General features: G+C 77.5%; 12 protein-coding genes. 7 read left to right on the forward strand and 5 right to left on the reverse strand.

Going from position 1 to position 15,648, the window contains the following annotated elements; translation table 11 throughout:
• Positions 1 to 7: 7 nt before the first annotated feature.
• Positions 8 to 1,462: an RNB domain-containing ribonuclease gene (locus tag OG618_RS12280; RefSeq protein WP_329487399.1), complete on the reverse strand. Its 1,455-nt coding sequence runs from the start codon at positions 1,460 to 1,462 to the stop codon at positions 8 to 10.
• A gap of 305 nt (positions 1,463 to 1,767) precedes the next feature.
• On the opposite strand from OG618_RS12280, the gene OG618_RS12285 reads away from it, so the two are divergent.
• On the forward strand, positions 1,768 to 2,214 hold the full coding sequence (locus OG618_RS12285; protein ID WP_329487400.1) for a DUF3995 domain-containing protein: 447 nt from the start codon (positions 1,768 to 1,770) through the stop codon (positions 2,212 to 2,214).
• A gap of 75 nt (positions 2,215 to 2,289) precedes the next feature.
• Positions 2,290 to 3,075, forward strand: coding sequence for a peroxide stress protein YaaA (gene yaaA, locus OG618_RS12290; protein ID WP_329487401.1), 786 nt, complete (start codon positions 2,290 to 2,292; stop codon positions 3,073 to 3,075).
• 52 nt (positions 3,076 to 3,127) lie between these two features.
• Here the strand turns inward: yaaA and OG618_RS12295 are convergent, their stop codons facing one another.
• Genes OG618_RS12295 through OG618_RS12305 form a run of 3 tightly spaced genes read right to left on the reverse strand, consistent with a single transcriptional unit; the run spans position 3,128 to position 5,884 of the window.
• Positions 3,128 to 4,276 (reverse strand): bifunctional RNase H/acid phosphatase, encoded by a 1,149-nt coding sequence (locus OG618_RS12295; protein ID WP_329487402.1) that lies wholly within the window; start codon positions 4,274 to 4,276, stop codon positions 3,128 to 3,130.
• Positions 4,277 to 4,280: 4 nt separating this feature from the next.
• Positions 4,281 to 5,024 carry a zinc ribbon domain-containing protein gene (locus tag OG618_RS12300; RefSeq protein WP_329487403.1) on the reverse strand — a complete coding sequence of 248 codons (744 nt, stop codon included), beginning with the start codon at positions 5,022 to 5,024 and terminating at the stop codon, positions 4,281 to 4,283.
• Positions 5,025 to 5,047: 23 nt separating this feature from the next.
• A complete protein-coding gene (locus tag OG618_RS12305; protein WP_329487404.1) occupies positions 5,048 to 5,884 on the reverse strand; it encodes a Nif3-like dinuclear metal center hexameric protein in 837 nt (278 codons plus the stop codon).
• A gap of 614 nt (positions 5,885 to 6,498) precedes the next feature.
• Here OG618_RS12305 and OG618_RS12310 point away from each other — a divergent pair.
• The 3 genes from OG618_RS12310 (at position 6,499) to OG618_RS12320 (ending at position 12,074) form a co-directional block, all read left to right on the forward strand.
• A complete protein-coding gene (locus OG618_RS12310) occupies positions 6,499 to 9,618 on the forward strand; it encodes a class III lanthionine synthetase LanKC N-terminal domain-containing protein (protein ID WP_329487405.1) in 3,120 nt (1,039 codons plus the stop codon).
• Positions 9,615 to 11,618, forward strand: a complete 2,004-nt coding sequence (locus tag OG618_RS12315) for a S9 family peptidase (RefSeq protein WP_329487406.1) — start codon at positions 9,615 to 9,617, stop codon at positions 11,616 to 11,618. Before OG618_RS12310 ends, OG618_RS12315 begins: the two co-directional genes overlap by 4 nt.
• 276 nt (positions 11,619 to 11,894) lie before the next feature.
• Entirely contained in the window at positions 11,895 to 12,074 is a 180-nt protein-coding gene (locus OG618_RS12320) for a hypothetical protein (RefSeq protein ID WP_329487407.1), read from the forward strand.
• A 110-nt stretch (positions 12,075 to 12,184) separates the two neighbouring features.
• On the opposite strand, the gene OG618_RS12325 is transcribed toward OG618_RS12320, so the two are convergent.
• Entirely contained in the window at positions 12,185 to 13,282 is a 1,098-nt protein-coding gene (locus tag OG618_RS12325; RefSeq protein WP_329487408.1) for an alcohol dehydrogenase catalytic domain-containing protein, read from the reverse strand.
• A gap of 152 nt (positions 13,283 to 13,434) precedes the next feature.
• Between OG618_RS12325 and OG618_RS12330 the strand changes: the two genes are divergently transcribed.
• Together OG618_RS12330 and OG618_RS12335 are read left to right on the forward strand one after the other, a co-directional pair.
• Positions 13,435 to 14,838: a M48 family metallopeptidase gene (locus OG618_RS12330; protein ID WP_329487409.1), complete on the forward strand. Its 1,404-nt coding sequence runs from the start codon at positions 13,435 to 13,437 to the stop codon at positions 14,836 to 14,838.
• Between the two features lie 91 nt (positions 14,839 to 14,929).
• A complete protein-coding gene (locus OG618_RS12335) occupies positions 14,930 to 15,583 on the forward strand; it encodes a class I SAM-dependent methyltransferase (protein WP_329487410.1) in 654 nt (217 codons plus the stop codon).
• Positions 15,584 to 15,648 lie beyond the last annotated feature (65 nt).

Raw genomic sequence — 15,648 nt, forward strand, 5'->3', positions numbered from 1 at the left:
GAACGCCTCAGAGCGCGGCGAAGCGGACGGTGCGGGTGGCCGGGTCGGCCTGCGTCAGGCGGGCGACGATCCGGCCGCCGAGCGGGAGCACCGCCCCGCCCGCCGCCTCGCAGCGCGCCCGGACGGCGGGTTCGCGCAGCTGTACGGTGCCGCGCGCGGGCCGCTGCTCGTCCACGTCGATGACCACCGCGGGGAAGTCCTCGCCCTCCCGGCCGGACAGCAGCTCCGCCTCGACCAGGTCCACGCAGGCCCGTTCGACCTCGGCCGAGCGGCGGTCCCCGGCCGCCATCAGGGCGGGGACGCCGGGCAGTGCCTCCCGGACCCAGTCCGGCACCTCCTCGCCGGCGGCCACGGCCGCGCAGACCTCCTGGGCGAAGCGGTCGCCGAGCCGGCGCAGCGGCGCGGTGCAGTGCGCGTACGGGGCGGCCAGCGCGGCGTGCACCGGGTCGGCCGGGGCGGGCAGGCCCCGGGCTTCGTCGAAGGCCCGGTAGCCGGCCCCTCGCAGCAGTCCGGTGCACTCGTTGAGGAAGGCCGCGTGCAGCGGGGCCCCGGGGTCGAGCGAGCGGACGAGGTCCGGGTAGGAAAGGTCGTCCGGCCAGGTGATGTCGAGCGCGCGGGCGGTGCGGCGCAGCCGCTCGTACGCGGCGGCGGGCGCGGCGGGCAGGGTGCGCAGCAGGCCGACGCCGGCGTCCAGCATCAGGTCCGCCGCAGCGGTCCCGGTGAGCAGGGAGATCTGGGCGTTCCAGCCGTCGGCGGGACCGAGCGCGCGGTAGCCGAGGACGTACCCGTGCAGGGTGTCCTCGATCTCCTGCTCGGGGACGGGCAGGCTGATCCCGCCGCGGGCCCGCTCCTGCTCCTCCCGGAGCCGGCCGACGGCGGCGAGCAGGGCGAGCTGCTCGTCGGCGCCGCCGGCGTCCACAGCCCGCTGGACGTCGTCGTAGTCGAGCCGGCGGTGCGAGCGGACCAGCGCGCGGCGCAGGTCGGCGAGGACGACGGCGCCGTCGGTGTCCAGGTCGAGCTGCCAGAGCAGGGCCGGGCGGGTCTCGCCGGGCAGCAGGCTGGCGGCGTCCTCGCTGAGCCGGGCCGGGTGCAGCGGGACGCGGTGGTCGGGGAAGTAGAGGGTCTGGACGCGGCGGCGGGCCTCGGCGTCGATCGCGCCGCCGGGGCGGACGAAGGCGGCGACGTCGGCGATCGCGTAGTGCACCCGGTAGCCGCCGCCGGGCCGGCGGGCCAGGTGCATGGCCTGGTCGAGGTCGCGGGAGCCGGGCGGGTCGACGGTGAAGAGCGGGAGGTCGGTCGCGTCGTACTCCGGCAGCCGCGGCGACTCGGCGGCCCGCTCGGCCTCCGCGAGCACGGCCTCCGGCCACTCGGTACGGATCTCCAGGCGGGCGCGCAGCTCGGCCAGTTCGGCGTTGATCCGGGCCGAGTCGGCGGCTTTGACGCGCAGTTTTCGGCGTGGCATGCAGGCAGCGTAGGGCGAATCGGGTGATTCCGGGCGGACGTCGGCGGCAGGGCGCGCCGACGTCCGCCCGGGCCGCCGCGCCGGCCGGGCCCGCCCCCGCTCAGCGGCCGAGCAGGGCCCTGAGGTCCATGGCGGCGAGGGCCACCGCGTCGTCGTCGCCGGGCACCAGGTCCAGGGGGCGCATGGTCATCTCGTCACTCTCCTTCGGTGCCACCGTATGCCGCGGCCGGGCGGCGGCCCAACGGGTTCTCCGTAAGCGCTCGTAGGGTGGCCTCATCGATCGGACGCGGGAGGGGGCTCGGCGGATGGACGCGGTACGGGTGACGGGGGCGGCGGTGGCCGGGGGGCTGGCGGTGACGGGGGCGCTGCACGCGCTCTGGACGGTGACGCCGTGGCCGGCGCGGTCGCCGCAGGAGTTCGCGGACACCGTGATCGGCACCGGCGGGGGCGTGCCGCCGGCGGCGGCCTGCCTGGCGGTGGCGGGGCTGCTGGGCACGGCGGCCTACCTGGTCGGCGCGGAGGCCGGGGCGCTGCCGGCGGTCGGGCCGCGCGGGGTGCGCCGGGCCGGCGTCCGGACGGTCGCGGGGGTCCTGCTGGCGCGCGGGGCGGCCGGGCCGCTGGTCTTCGGCGTGCTGAACGAACGGACGGAGCGCTTCAGGCGGCTGAACACGCGCTACTACTCACCGCTCTGCCTGGCGCTCGGCGCCGGGGCGGCGCTGGTCGCGGCGGCGGCCCCGCGGCCCGGGCGGTAGCGGGGTTACCCGCGGCCGGGCCGGCTTGCGTAGGGTGGCGGGGTTCGCCCGCCACAAAATGTTGAGGAGTCCGCTGTGCTGGTGCTGTTGCCGCCCTCGGAGGGCAAGGCCGCGTCCGGGGACGGCGTTCCGGTGGCGCTCGACGCGCTGTCGCTGCCCGGGCTGACGGCGGCGCGGGCGCGGGTGCTGGAGGCCCTGGTCGGCCTCTGCCGGGGGGACGAGGAGGCCGCCGCCGGGGTGCTCGGCCTGAGCCCCGGGCTGCGCGGCGAGGTGGCCCGGAACGCGGGGCTGCCGACGGCCGGTGCGCGGCCCGCCGGCGAGGTGTACACCGGCGTGCTCTTCGACAACCTCGGTCTGGCCACCCTGGACGAGGCCGCGTACGACCGGGCCGCGCGCTCGCTGCTGGTCTTCTCCGGCCTCTGGGGCGCCGTCCGGATCGGGGACCGGATCCCGCCCTACCGCTGCTCGATGGGTGTGAAGCTGCCCGGCCCGGGTGCCCTCGGCCCGTACTGGCGCGCCGCGACGGCGTCCGTGCTGCCGGAGGTGGCCGACGGCCTGGTGCTGGACCTGCGCAGTTCCGCGTACGCGGCGGCGTGGAAGCCGGCCGGTGAGCTGGTGACCCGGACGGCCACCGTGCGGGTGCTCCAGGAGCGCGCCGGCAAGCGCTCGGTGGTGAGCCACTTCAACAAGGCCACCAAGGGCCGGCTGGTCCGTGACCTGCTGGTGGCGGGGGCCGAGCCGAAGACGCCCGGCGAACTGGTGGACGCGCTGCTCGGGCTGGGGCACCGGGTGGAGGTCGCGGCCGAGGGCACCGCCCGCAAGCCCTGGCAGCTGGACGTGGTGGTCACCGAGGTGCACTGAGCCGCGCCGAACGGCGCCGGCGGCGGGCCCCGGTGGGCCCGCCGCCGGGGCGTCAGCGCAGGTGCCCGGTGTCGTTGAGCAGCCGCACCGAGGCGTTGCCGTCCGCGTAGTACTGGACGGCGCAGAGCGAGGCGGCGGACAGCTCCATCCGGTAGAGCGAGTCCGGCGGGGCGCCGAGCGCCAGCCGCACCAGGGTCTTGATCGGGCTGACGTGCGACACCACCAGGACGGTCCGGCCGTGGTGGCGGGCCAGGATCTTGTCCCGGGCGACGCCGATCCGGTGGGTGAGCGCGGTGAAGCTCTCGCCGCCGCCGGTCGGCTTGGCCTTCGCCGAGCCGAGCCAGGCGTTGAGGTCCTCCGGGTGGCGCTCCTGCACCTCGGCGAAGGTCAGCCCCTCCCAGGCGCCGAAGTCCACCTCGCGCAGGCCGTCCTCGTAGCGGACCTCCAGGCCGAGGCGGGCGGCGACGGTCTCGGCGGTCTGCCGGGTACGGAGCATCGGCGAGCTGACCACGGCCTGGACCGAACCGCGGGAGGCCAGCGCCTCGGCCGCCCGCTCGGCCTGCCAGCGGCCCTTCTCGGAGAGCTCCGGATCGCTGCCGCCGCTGCCGGAGAAGCGCTTCTCCGGGGTGAGGTGGGTCTCGCCGTGGCGGAGCAGGACGAAGGTGGTCGGCGTGCCGAGGTCGGCGGCGGCCGCCCAGCCGGCCTTGGGCGCGGCGGTCTCCAGCGGGGGCTCGTCGGCGACGGCGGGCCGCTCGGCCCCGGCCGCCCTGGGCTCCCACTGCCGGCCGGCCTTGCCCGCGTCCATCGCCTCGTTGGCCAGCCGGTCGGCGTCCTTGTTCCGCTCGCGCGGGATCCAGGTGTACTTGACCTGGCCGCGCGGCAGCACCGCCCGGGCCTCGGCGGCGAGCGGCTGCATGTCGGGGTGCTTGATCTTCCAGCGCCCGGACATCTGCTCGACCACCAGCTTGGAGTCCATCCGGACGTCCACCGAGGCGTCCGGGTCCAGCTCCCGGGCCGCCTTCAGACCGGCGATCAGGCCCTTGTACTCGGCCACGTTGTTGGTCGCGTGGCCGATGAACTCGGCAGCCTCGGCGATGATCAGGCCGGTGTCGCCGTCCCGGACCACCGCGCCGTAGCCGGCCGGCCCCGGGTTGCCCCGGGAGCCTCCGTCGGCCTCGACGACGAACCTGCGCCCCGCCATCGGCTCAGATACCCGAATCGGCGGTGCGCACCAGGATGCGGCCGCAGTTGTCGCAGCGGACGACCGCGTCCTTGGGCTCGGCCTTGATGGCGTTCAGGTCGGAGACGGCGAACTCGACCCGGCAGCCCTCGCAGCGGCGCTGGTAGAGACGGGCCGCGCCGACGCCGCCCTGCTGCTCGCGCAGCCGGGTGTAGAGCTTCAGCAGGTCGGCCGGGACGACGGCGACGACGGCCTCGCGGTCGCGCTTGACCTTGTCGGCCTCGGCGTCGATCTCGGCGAAGGCGGCGTCCCGGCGGGCCTCGGCCTCGGTCAGCACGACGGTGGAGTGCTCCAGGCGCGCGGTCAGCTCGGTGACCCGGGTCTGGGCGGACTCCAGGCGCTCCATGATCTCCAGGACGACGTCCTCCAGGTCCCCCTGGCGCTTGGCGAGCGAGCCGATCTCGTGCTGGAGGTTCTCCAGGTCCTTCGGCGAGGTGATCGCGCCGGAGTCCAGGCGCTGCTGGTTGCGGGCGGAGCGGCTGCGGACCTGCTCGACGTCCTGCTCGGCCTTGGTCAGCTCGCGGGTGGTGTCGCCCTGCTGGGCCTGGGCGGCCACCACGAGGTCCTTGAGCGCGGTGTGGTCGGCGGTGGCCTTGTCGATCTCGGCGTGCTCGGGCAGGCTGCGACGCCGGTGGGCCAGCTGGTCGAGCTTCGAGTCGATGGCCTGGAGGTCGAGCAGGCGGATCTGGTCGGCGGGCGCGGCGTTCAAGCGGAGAGCTCCTGTGAATCGGGTCAGGCGGTGAAGGACATGGGGGCGTGCGCGGTCCACGGGTCGGTGACCCGGTGGGAGACCTTCGTCTCCACGGCCCAGCCCCGCTGCTCGGCGGCGCCGTGCAGCGCCCGCTCGGCCAGGGTGAGCCAGGGCCACTCGGTGGCCCAGTGCGCGGCGTCGACCAGTGCGACCGGCGCCGCCTCGGCGGCCTCGGACGCCGGGTGGTGGCGCAGGTCGGCGGTGACGTACGCGTCGACACCGGCCTCGCGCGCCTGCGCGAGGAAGCTGTCGCCGGCGCCGCCGCACACCGCGACCCGGCCGATCAGGCGGTCCGGGTCGCCGCAGACGCGGACGCCGGCGGCGGTGGCCGGCAGGCCCCCGGCGACCTTGGCGGCGAACGCGGCGAGGGTCAGCGGCGGCTCCAGCAGGCCGATCCGCCCGCTGCCGCGCCGGCCCAGCGGGTCCGTCGGGTCCGGCACCAGCGGGCCGGTGACGCGCAGGCCGACGGCCTCGGCCAGCGCGTCCGAGACGCCCGGGTCGGCGTGGTCGGCGTTGGTGTGCGCCACGTGCAGGGCGATGCCGGCGCGGATCAGCGTGTGCACCACCCGGCCCTTGGGCGTGGTGGCCGCGACGCCGGTGGTGCCGCGCAGGTAGAGGGGATGGTGCGTGACCACGAGGTCGGCGCCCCACTCGACGGCCTCGTCGACCACCGTCTGCACGGGGTCGACGGCGAAGAGCACGCGGCGGACCTCGGCCCGAGGGTCTCCGCAGACCAGGCCGACGGCGTCCCAGGACTCCGCCCACTGCGGCGGATAGATCTCTTCGAGCGCGGTGATGACGTCGGACAGTTTCGGCACCTGTCGAGACTACCGTGCGCGCGGGGGCGCCCGGGCCGCCCGGGGCCCGGCCCGGGGGTCCGCGGCCCGGCGTCAACCTGCGGTTCCGGGCGTTCGAGCGGCCGCCGGGGCGCCGTCGGGGGGCTCGTTCGGAGCGCTCGGGGCGCCCGCGGGCGCGGTCGCGGGCCGGGACACGGGCCGTGCGGGCGCCGTGGCCGCCCGGCCACGCGGGGGCACCGCACACATCGGCCGGCTCGCACATATTCGAAACCACGCCCAGATCACCCTTACGAGTGAAGTGACCCGCTACGCGTTGAGCCCGTCCGGAAACCGAAAGTAACTTCACTTCTGCGAACGGGAGTTGCCTCGGCCAGGGAGCCGGAAGGGCACCCGGCCGGGATGCGGGCCAGGTCGGACCGGCCCGCGCCGGACGCGGCAGGGCCGCGCTCCCGTACTTCCGAGAAACCGATCAGGCCGCCGGCGTGCGTCGAGCGGTGCCGGAGCAGTGGGCACCGGCGGGCGCCGGCCGAGACGAAGGGATGTGAATGCGGATGGGGGCGGGCACATCGCTGCGTACGGCCGGGGGGAACGGATCGGCGGGCCACCGGCCGGATGCGGCCGGCGGGTGGCCGGAGGTGGCGCGGGCGGCACTGGCCGGCGCCGGGGGCCGGGGAGGCGACGGGGACTGGGAGGTCACCGTCGAGGGCTTCTGGTGCACGGCCGGGCCGGCCGCGGCGGAACTGGCCGACGAGGGCTGGAAGATCCATGTCAGCGCGGCGTCGGCGGTCGGCCGCGCCGTCCTGACCGCCGTCACCGGGGTACTGGCCGGTGACCCGTGCACCTTCAAGTTCGCCGCCGGACCGGAGCAGTTGCACGAGATCAACTCGCGCAACAGCGACCGGGGTTCGGCGGGCAAGTTCATCACCGTCTATCCGGCGGACGCGGAGCAGTTCCGGCGGCTGGCCGCCGCGCTGCACCGGGCCACCGACGGCCTGCCCGGGCCGGTGGTGCTCTCCGACCGCCCCTACCGGCCGGGCAGCCGGGTGCACTACCGCTACGGCGCCTTCGCGGCCCGCGCCGAGCTGGGGAACGACGGCGGCTACCGGTCGATGCTGCGCGGGCCGGGCGGCGAGCGGGTCGAGGACGTGCGCGGAGCCTCGTACCGCTGCCCGCCGTGGGCGCGCGACCCGCTGGCCGAGGGGCCGGCGGCTCCCCCGCGGGACGGCACGGCGCCGGGGCGCGGACCCGGGGCGACCCGGCCGGCGGCACCCCGGCGCGGCACCGGCGGGGTGCTGCTGGCCGGGCGGTACGCCGTCACCGGGGCGATCCGGCACAGCGCCAAGGGCGGCGTCTTCCTGGGCCGGGACACCGACGGCGGCGCCGAGGTGGTGGTCAAGCAGGCCCGCGCGCACATCGAGGTGGACCGGGCCGGCACCGACGCCCGGGCGGCGCTGCGGCACGAGGCCGCGCTGCTGACGCGGCTGGAGGGGCAGGGCCTGGCGCCGCGACCGGTCGAGCTGATCGAGCAGGACGACTCGCTGTTCCTGGTGCAGGAACGCATCACCGGGCAGCCGCTCGGCAGCTGGGTGGCGGCCCGGCTGCGCCGGGACGGCAGCCCCGACGTGGACTGGGCCGAGGCCGGACCGCTGGCGCACGCCCTGCTCGACCTGGTCGAGCGGGTGCACGGGCTGGGGCTGGTCCTGCGCGACCTCTCCCCCGGCAACGTGCTGGTACGGCCGGACGGGTCGCTGCGGCTGGTCGACCTGGAGCTCGCCGCCGAGGCGGGCCGGGCGGCGGGCTCGGCCGGCACCCCCGGCTACCGGGCCCCCGAACAGGGGCCGGGGCGCCTCGCCCTGGTCCCGGGCTCCTTCGACCCGGCGGGCGCGGGCCGGTCGCGGCGGGACTCGCTCGGCGGGGACCCGCTCGGCAGGGACGCCCCGGGCGCCGGCCGCACCGTCCGGGAGGGCACCTGCGTGGCCGAGCCGGCGGTCGACCTGTACGCGCTCGGCGGGCTGTTCTTCCTGCTCGCCACCGGTCACGACCCGCTGCTGCCCGAGGACCTGCCGCGGGCCCGGCCGGTCGCCGACCGTCTCGGCCGCTGGCTGGCCCTCGCCGCCCGCTCGGGCGCCACCGCGCGGCGGCTCGCGCCGGTGGTGTTCGGGCTGCGGGCGCAGGAGCCGGAGCGGCGCTGGAGCCTCTCCCGGGTGCGGTACGCCCTGACGGGCGCCCCGGACGACCCGGGCGCGGGGAGCACGGCCGCTGCGGGACCGGCGGGCGCGGGCGACGTGACGGGCGAGGCCGACGCGCCGGCGGACCGGGGCGCCGCAGCCTCTGCGGACGACGCGGTGGACGGCCCGGCGGACGGCCCGGCGGACGGCCGCACCGGCCCCACCGCCCTGGTCGACCGGGTGCTGCACGACGGGCTGCGCCACCTCGCCCTCACCGCCACCCCGCTGCGGCGGGACCGGCTCTGGCCCGCCGTACCCGCCGGGCAGTGGTCCGACCCGTGCAACGTGCAGCACGGCGCCGCCGGCGTCCTCGCCCTGCTCGCCCGGGCCGCCGTGGCGGACGGCCTGCCCGCGCAGGTCCGCGAGGAGTCCCGCCGGACGGCGCGGACGGCCGTCGAGTGGATCGAGCGCCGGTGCGCCGCCGAGCCGGTCGTGCTGCCGGGTCTGCACTTCGGGCGCTCGGGCGCCGCCTGGGCCCTGCTGGACGCCGCCGAGGCACTGGCCGACGACGCCCTCGCCGGACGCGCCGCCGGGCTCGCCCGCCGGATAGCCGTCGAGTGGCCGAACCCGGACGTGTGCCACGGCGCGGCCGGCGCGGGCTTCCTCCAGCTGCGCTTCGCCGCCGACCCCCGGACGGCCGCACCCGAGGCGGCCGGGGAGTTCCTCGCCCGGGCCGCCCGCTGCGGGCACGGCCTGCTGGCCGCCGCCCGGCCCACGCCGGAGGGGGTGGTCTGGCCGGTGCCGAAGGAGTTCGACTCGGCGCTCGCCGGGATCACCCACCTCGGGTTCGCCCACGGGGTCGCGGGCGTCGGCGCCTTCCTGCTGGCCGCCGCCGGGGCCACCGGCGACCGGGCTCTGCTCGACGGCGCGGCCGAGGCCGGGCGCACGCTCGCCGCCACCGTCCGCGGGGAGCACGGCGGACGGTACGGCGGACAGCACCGCGGGCCGTTCGACGGACCGAACGACGGGTGGTACGGCGAGGCGGCGGCGGCCGGGAACGGTGACCGGGCCGACATCCGCCCGACGGCCTGGTGGCCACAGGGCGCGGGCGACCCGGAGCACGTCCGGCTGGCGCACTGGTGCAGCGGATCCTCCGGCGCGGGGACGTTCCTGCTCCGGCTCTGGCAGGCCACCGGTGACGAGACCGCGCACGAACTCGCGCTCGCCGCCGGCCGGGCCGTGCTGGCCGGGCGCTGGCACTGCGGCGTCAGCGCCTGCCACGGCCTGGCCGGCAACGGCGAGTACCTGCTGGACCTGGCCGCGGCCACCGGCGAGCCGGAATTCCGCTCAGGGGCCGAGGAGTTGGCCCAGCTGATCGCCGCCAGATCGGCGCTCCGCGACGGGCTGCTGGTGCTGCCCGACGAGACCGGCACCGGCTGCGCGGCCGCGTACGGCACCGGGACGGCGGGCGCGCTGGCCTTCCTGCTGCGCCTGCGGCACGGCGGCCCCCGGCTCTGGGTGGACCCGGTGCCGCCCACCCGGGCCGGCGGACCGCCCCCCGGATCCGACGGGGTGAGCACCTCGTGAACGTGGCCGTCCGCTCCGCGACGCAGGCCCTGCGCCGCCTCAGCTTCACCTTCGCCACCGATGGCAGCCACGCCGCCTGCCTGGCCTCCGCGGCCGACGGCGGCTGGTACGCCGAGAGCTGGTCCCTGCCGGCCTCCGGTCCGGCCGCACCGACCGCCCTGACCCTGCCCGGCAACCGCGCCGAGAGCCTGCGCTGCCAGCTGGTCGCCCTGCCGGACGGTTCGGTGCTGGTCTGCCGGCACGACGGCGAGCGGCACGACCTGGTGACGCTCTCCGCCGCCGCGCCGGGCAGCGAACCGGTCACCGTGGAACGGCCGTTGGCCACCCTCAGGCGGCCCGGGATGCGGCTGCTGCCGCTCCCCGCGGCGACACCGCCCGACGGCACCCGCACCCCGGTCGCGCTGGCGCTCGGCACCGACACCCGGCCCGGCACCACCGTCTGGCTGGTGTACGCCGACGGCGGCGAGCCCCGGCAGGTCGCCGAGATCCCCGGCCTGCACGGCGGCGGCGTCTGGCTGGACCGCACCGGAGCCCTGCTGGCGCTCGACCGGGTCGACGCGGGCGTCGTGCGCACCGTCGTCCTGGACCTGCGCACCGGCACGGTCACCCCGCTGCTGGAGATCGGCGAGCGCAGCAACGACCGGCTGGTCCTGTACGACCCGGAGACCCGCTTCGCGATGGTGCGCAGCGACGCCCCCGGCACCGACCGGCTGGGCTGGGGCCTGCTCGGCGGCGGCGAGCCGCTGCGGTTCCCCGAATGCCTGTACGTGGCGGGCATGTTCCTGCGGCCGGTGGCACTGCGCACCACCCCCGAAGGGGCCCGGGTGGTCGTCCAGATCGACCACGGCGCCGGCTCCGCGCTGGCCGTGTGGCGGCCCGCCGCCGGGCGGCTGGACCCGCTGCCGGTGCCGCCCGGGCGGCTCGGCGCGGTCGGGCACTGGTCGGACGCGGGGCTGCGCATGCCGTACTCCTCGCCCGAACACCCGGCCGCCCTGGCCACCCTGGACGTGGACACGCTGCTGGCGCACGGTCCGATCGCGGCGGCGCCCGGACCGGTGCCGCTGCCCCTGCAGTTGGCGCCACTCGGTTCCGGTCTGCCCGGCCCCTGGCGGGACGCCGCCCTGCCGTGGCAGCCCGGCGGATCGCGGGCCTCCCGCGGCTCACCCGCCGGCTGGCAGCTGGACGGCAGCACCCCGCCGGGCGACGGCGGGCGCTGGCACTCCGCGCAGAGCATCGAACTGGCCGGACCGGCCGGTCCGCTGGAGGCCGTGGTCTACGGCGGGGACGCCTGGCTGAGCAGCCCGCACCTGGTCCTCGCCCTGCACGGCGGCCCGGCCGACGCCTGGCGGCTGGAGTTCGACCCCGCCCTGCAGCGGATGGCGGCCGGCGGCCTGGCCGTGATCGCGCCGAACCAGCGCGGCTCCACCGGCTACGGGGTGGCGCACGCGCTGGCCATCCGCGGCGCCTGGGGCGGGCCGGACCTCGACGACGTCCTGTACCTGCTGGACGGCATCGCGGGCCAGCGCGCCGCCCTCGGCCTGGAGCCACCGGCCCTGTTCGGCGTCAGCTACGGCGCGTTCCTCGCCCTGCTGGCGGCCGCGCACGCGCCCGCCGAGCAGGTCGCGCGCTGCGCGGTGGTCGCACCGTTCCTGTCCGGCGCCCGACTGCTGGCCGAAGCGGCCACCCCGGTCAGGGCGTTGACCACCCGGCTGGGCGGCGGCGAGTCGATCGCCGACGCCCGCGGCCCGCGCGACGTCCTCCAGCTCGCGCACCGGCTCCGCGCACCCCTGCTGATGGTGCACGGCGACCGGGACGAGGTCGTCCCGGTGAGCCAGTCCCGCGCGCTGCGCCACGAGTTGCTGCGGATCGGACGTACCGAGGGCGCCGACTTCCGGTACGTCGAGGCGGCCGGGGCCGGACACGAGGTGCTGGCCGAGGAGGGCGCGGCCGTGCTGCACGAGCTGCTGGCCGGCTTCCTGCGCACCGGTCGGCCGGGCTAGCCGCCGGATCTCACAGACTCCCGGGCCGATGGCCCGGGGCGGTACCCGGGACGGCGGATGGAGGCCGTTCCGGGAACACACCGAGCGCCCGCGCCGCTCCCCGGGTGCCCCTCGTGATCTCGATAGGATCCCGCCCGTTCCGGCCGTTAGGGTGGCCGGGGCGCGGGCCGTGATCACCGGCCCTGGCGCGGTCCAGGCGCCCGGTCACGCGCCCGACCGCGTCCGCGGTGCCAGCCGGCGCCGAACCACCCGCCCCTCGCACGGAAGACGATTTTGATGTCCGACACCCTCACCGACACCACCGGACCCGCGATCACCGGGACCGACGCCGACGGGACCACGGCCGAGGACAGCGCGTCGCACGGTCGCCACCGGGGCCCCTCCGCCCCCGACGACAGGCCCGAGGCCGATCCGCACGGCCGGCACCGCCTCGGCCTGGGCGCCGCGCGGGGCTGACGCAGCCCCGCCGTCCTTCGTGACAGGGCCCGCCGCGTGCGCCGGCGGGCCCTGTCGCGTCACGGCGGCCTCCCGGGCGGCCCCGGCTCCACCGCCGACGCCCGCGCCGCTCAGTCCAGCGTGACGACCGTGCGCAGCGCCTCGCCGCCCCGCATCTGCGCGACGGCCTCGTTGACGTCCGCCAGCGGGACCCGGTGCGTGACCATGCCCGCGAGGTCGATCCGCCCGGCCCGCCACAGCTCCACCACCAGCGCCATGGTGCGCGGCACGGAGGCACCGCCGTACAGCGAGGGCAGCAGCCGCTTCTCGTTGAAGAAGAGCTCGCCCATGGTGAACTGCGCGCGGTCGTCCTGCGCGCCGGCGCCGATCACCACGACCGCGCCCCCGCGCCGCGCCGCGTCGTAACCGGCCCGGACGGTGGCCGAGCGGCCGACCGCCTCGAAGACGTAGTCGAACCCGCCGCCCGGCAGGGCCTTCGCGGCGGCCTTCAGCTCGTCGGGTGCCAGCGCCTCCGTGGCGCCGAAGGCCAGTGCCCGCTCCCGGCGCGAGGCGACCGGGTCCACCACGGCGATCCGGCCGGCGCCGCAGACCCGGGCGCCCTGCACGGTGGCGATCCCGACGCCGCCCGCGCCGATCACCGCGACGGAGGCCCCGGGCTCGACCCGGGCGGTGTGCACGGCGGCGCCGATGCCGGTGGTCACCCCGCAGCCGATCAGCGCGGCCAGCTCGTAGGGCAGGTCGGCGGGGACGGTGATGACGGCGTCGCGGTCGACCACCACCTCCTCGGCGAACGCGCCGGTGCCGTAGAAGCCGGAGGCCTCCACCGGCGCCCCCGAGACGCCGTCGCCGCCGAACCGGAAGCCCGGCGCGCCGAGCCGGCGCAGGCTCGCGACGCAGAGGTGGCCCCGCCCGCGCTCGCAGTGGGCGCAGCGGCCGCAGGGCGCCATCCAGCAGAGCACCACGCGGTCGCCGACCCGGACGTCGGCCACGCCCTCGCCGACCTCCACCACGTCGCCGGCGCCCTCGTGGCCGGGAACGAACGGCGCGGGCTGCGGCAGGACGCCGCTCATCGCCGACAGGTCCGAGTGGCAGAGGCTGGCGGCCCGCAGGCGGACCCTCACCTTGCCGGGGCCGAAGCCGGTCGCGACCACGTCGTCGCGGACGTCGAGCGTGTCCTGGCCGGTCTTGTGCAGGATGGCTGCGCGCATGGAGCTTGCTCCCGGTTCGCCTCGGTCGGTGGTCGGGGCCGATTCTGGCACGACGCGCCCGGGCGGAGTAGAACACGTTCCATTCGCCCCTGGACGACCGGCCCGTGACACGGTTGGCCTCCGGCGCCGCGCCCCTGGCATGATCACCCGCCGTGTCCACACCCGTCAGACCCACGCCCACCGGGGCCGCGCCCACCGCCACCGCCCCGGACGCGCCCGCCGCCACCGGCGCCGCACCGCAGGACTGCCCGCGCTGCGCCGCCCCCGTCGACGCCGACCCCCGGTTCGCCGTCTGGTGCCCGCAGTGCGAATGGAACCTGTCCCCCGAGCCGGCGGACGCGCCCGCCGCCACCCGCCGGGCCGTCGCGGCCGCCCGGCACGCGGCGGCCGCGACGGCCCGGACCGACCGGCTCTACGAGGACATCGCGGCCGGTCGGCCGGCCGCCGTCGGGCAGCGGGCCTGGCTGGCCGCCTCGGTCATCGCCGGCGTGGTCCACCTGACCACCGCGGCCCTGTGCGGCTGGGGCCTGTGGCTGCTCGTCACCGGCAACACCCCGCTCCGCTGTCTGGGCGCGGCAGTCCTCGCCGTGGCGGTCCTGCTCCGGCCCCGGCTCGGCCGGACCCCGCGCGGCGAAGGCGTGCTGGACCGTGCCGAGGCGCCCGCCCTCTACGGCCTGGCGGACCGCGTCGCCGCCGAGGTGGGCGCCGGGCCGGTCGGCGTGATCCGGGTCGACTGCGCGTTCAACGCGAGCATGGGGGCGGTCGGGCTGCGCCGACGGTCGGTGCTCACCCTGGGTCTGCCGCTCTGGGAGGTACTCGGCGAGCAGGAGCGGATCGCCCTGCTGGGGCACGAATTCGGCCACCGGGTCAACGGCGACCACCGGCAGGGCCTCTGGCTCGGTTCGGCGATCCACGCGCTCGCCCACTGGTACGACCTCACCCGTCCGCGCGGCCACTACCGGGACGCGGTGGGGCTGCAGTTGCTGTTCCAGCTCACCGACCTGCTCCTCGTCGTCCTGCTCGGCGGCGTCGCCCGGCTGCTGCTGGCGCTGCTCCGGCTGCTCGACCGGCTGACCTCGCGCGCCGGGCAGCAGGCCGAGTACCACGCGGACACGCTGGCCGCCCGCACCGCGTCCACCGGGGCGGCCCGGCGCCTGCTGCGGACCCTGCTGCTCGGCCAGGCGGTGGAGACGGCGGCGGCCCGGGCACGCGCGGAGCTGCAGAGCCGGCCCCGCGCGTCGCGCCGCGGTCCGCAGCACGCCCCGGCGGCGCCGTCCACGCGGACGGCGGCCACCCCCGAGGCGTTCTGGGAGCGGCTGCGCGACCAGGCCGCCGACGTCCCTGCGCTGGAGCACGAGCGCCTGCTGCGCCGCTCCGCCCTGGAGCGGGGCGCGGTGGACCCCACCCACCCGCCGACCCACCTGCGGCTCGCCCTCCTCGACCGGGGCCCCGAGCTGCCGGCCGCCGTCACGACGACGCCCGCCGAGACCGCCGCCATCGCCGCCGAACTGGCGCCGCACCGCGTCCGCATCGCGCGCACCCTGCTGGCCGGCTGAGGATCCGCCCGGGACGGGCGCCGCGGCCTACCGTCCAGTAGGGTCCGACGGCGAGCACGAGCACCGAATCACCCGGCAAGGGAGCTGCACCATGTCCGACCTCCTGGAGAACCCGCGCCCCGCACCCGAGGTGCTGGCGGCCTTCGAGGGCGCGACCGGGTTCATGCCGGTGGACGAGGGCCTCGCCCTGTACGCGGCGGCGCTGACGGCGGCCCGGCGGACCGGGCTGCCGGTGCTGGAGATCGGCACCTACTGCGGGCGGTCGGCGATCCTGCTGGCCGCCGCCGCCCGGGAGGCGGGCACGGTGGCGCTGACCGTCGACCACCACCGGGGCTCCGAGGAGCAGCAGCCGGGCTGGGAGTACCACGACCCGACGCTGGTGGACCAGGAGGTGGGCCGGATGGACACGCTCCCCCGGTTCCGCCGCACCCTGCACGCGGCCGGGCTGGAGGACCACGTGGTCGCCCTGGTCGGCCGGTCGCCGCAGATCGCGGCGCTCTGGGGCGGTCGGCTCGGCCTGGTCTTCATCGACGGCGGCCACACCGACGAGCACGCCACCGGCGACTACGAGGGCTGGGCCCGCCACCTGGCCCCCGAGGGCCTGCTGGTGGTGCACGACGTCTTCCCCGACCCGGCGGACGGCGGCCAGGCGCCGTACCGGGTCTACCTGCGGGCGCTCGCCGAGGGCTTCGAGGAGGTCTCGGTGACCGGCTCGCTGCGGGTCCTGCGCCGCTCCCGCGGCTGAGCGAGCGGGCCGCGGAGCCCCGCCCGGCCCGGCCCTTCGAGCGCCGCCGTCGAACGCCGCGCTCG

Source organism: Kitasatospora sp. NBC_01246 (genome assembly GCF_036226505.1).
Taxonomy (GTDB): Bacteria; Actinomycetota; Actinomycetes; order Streptomycetales; family Streptomycetaceae; genus Kitasatospora.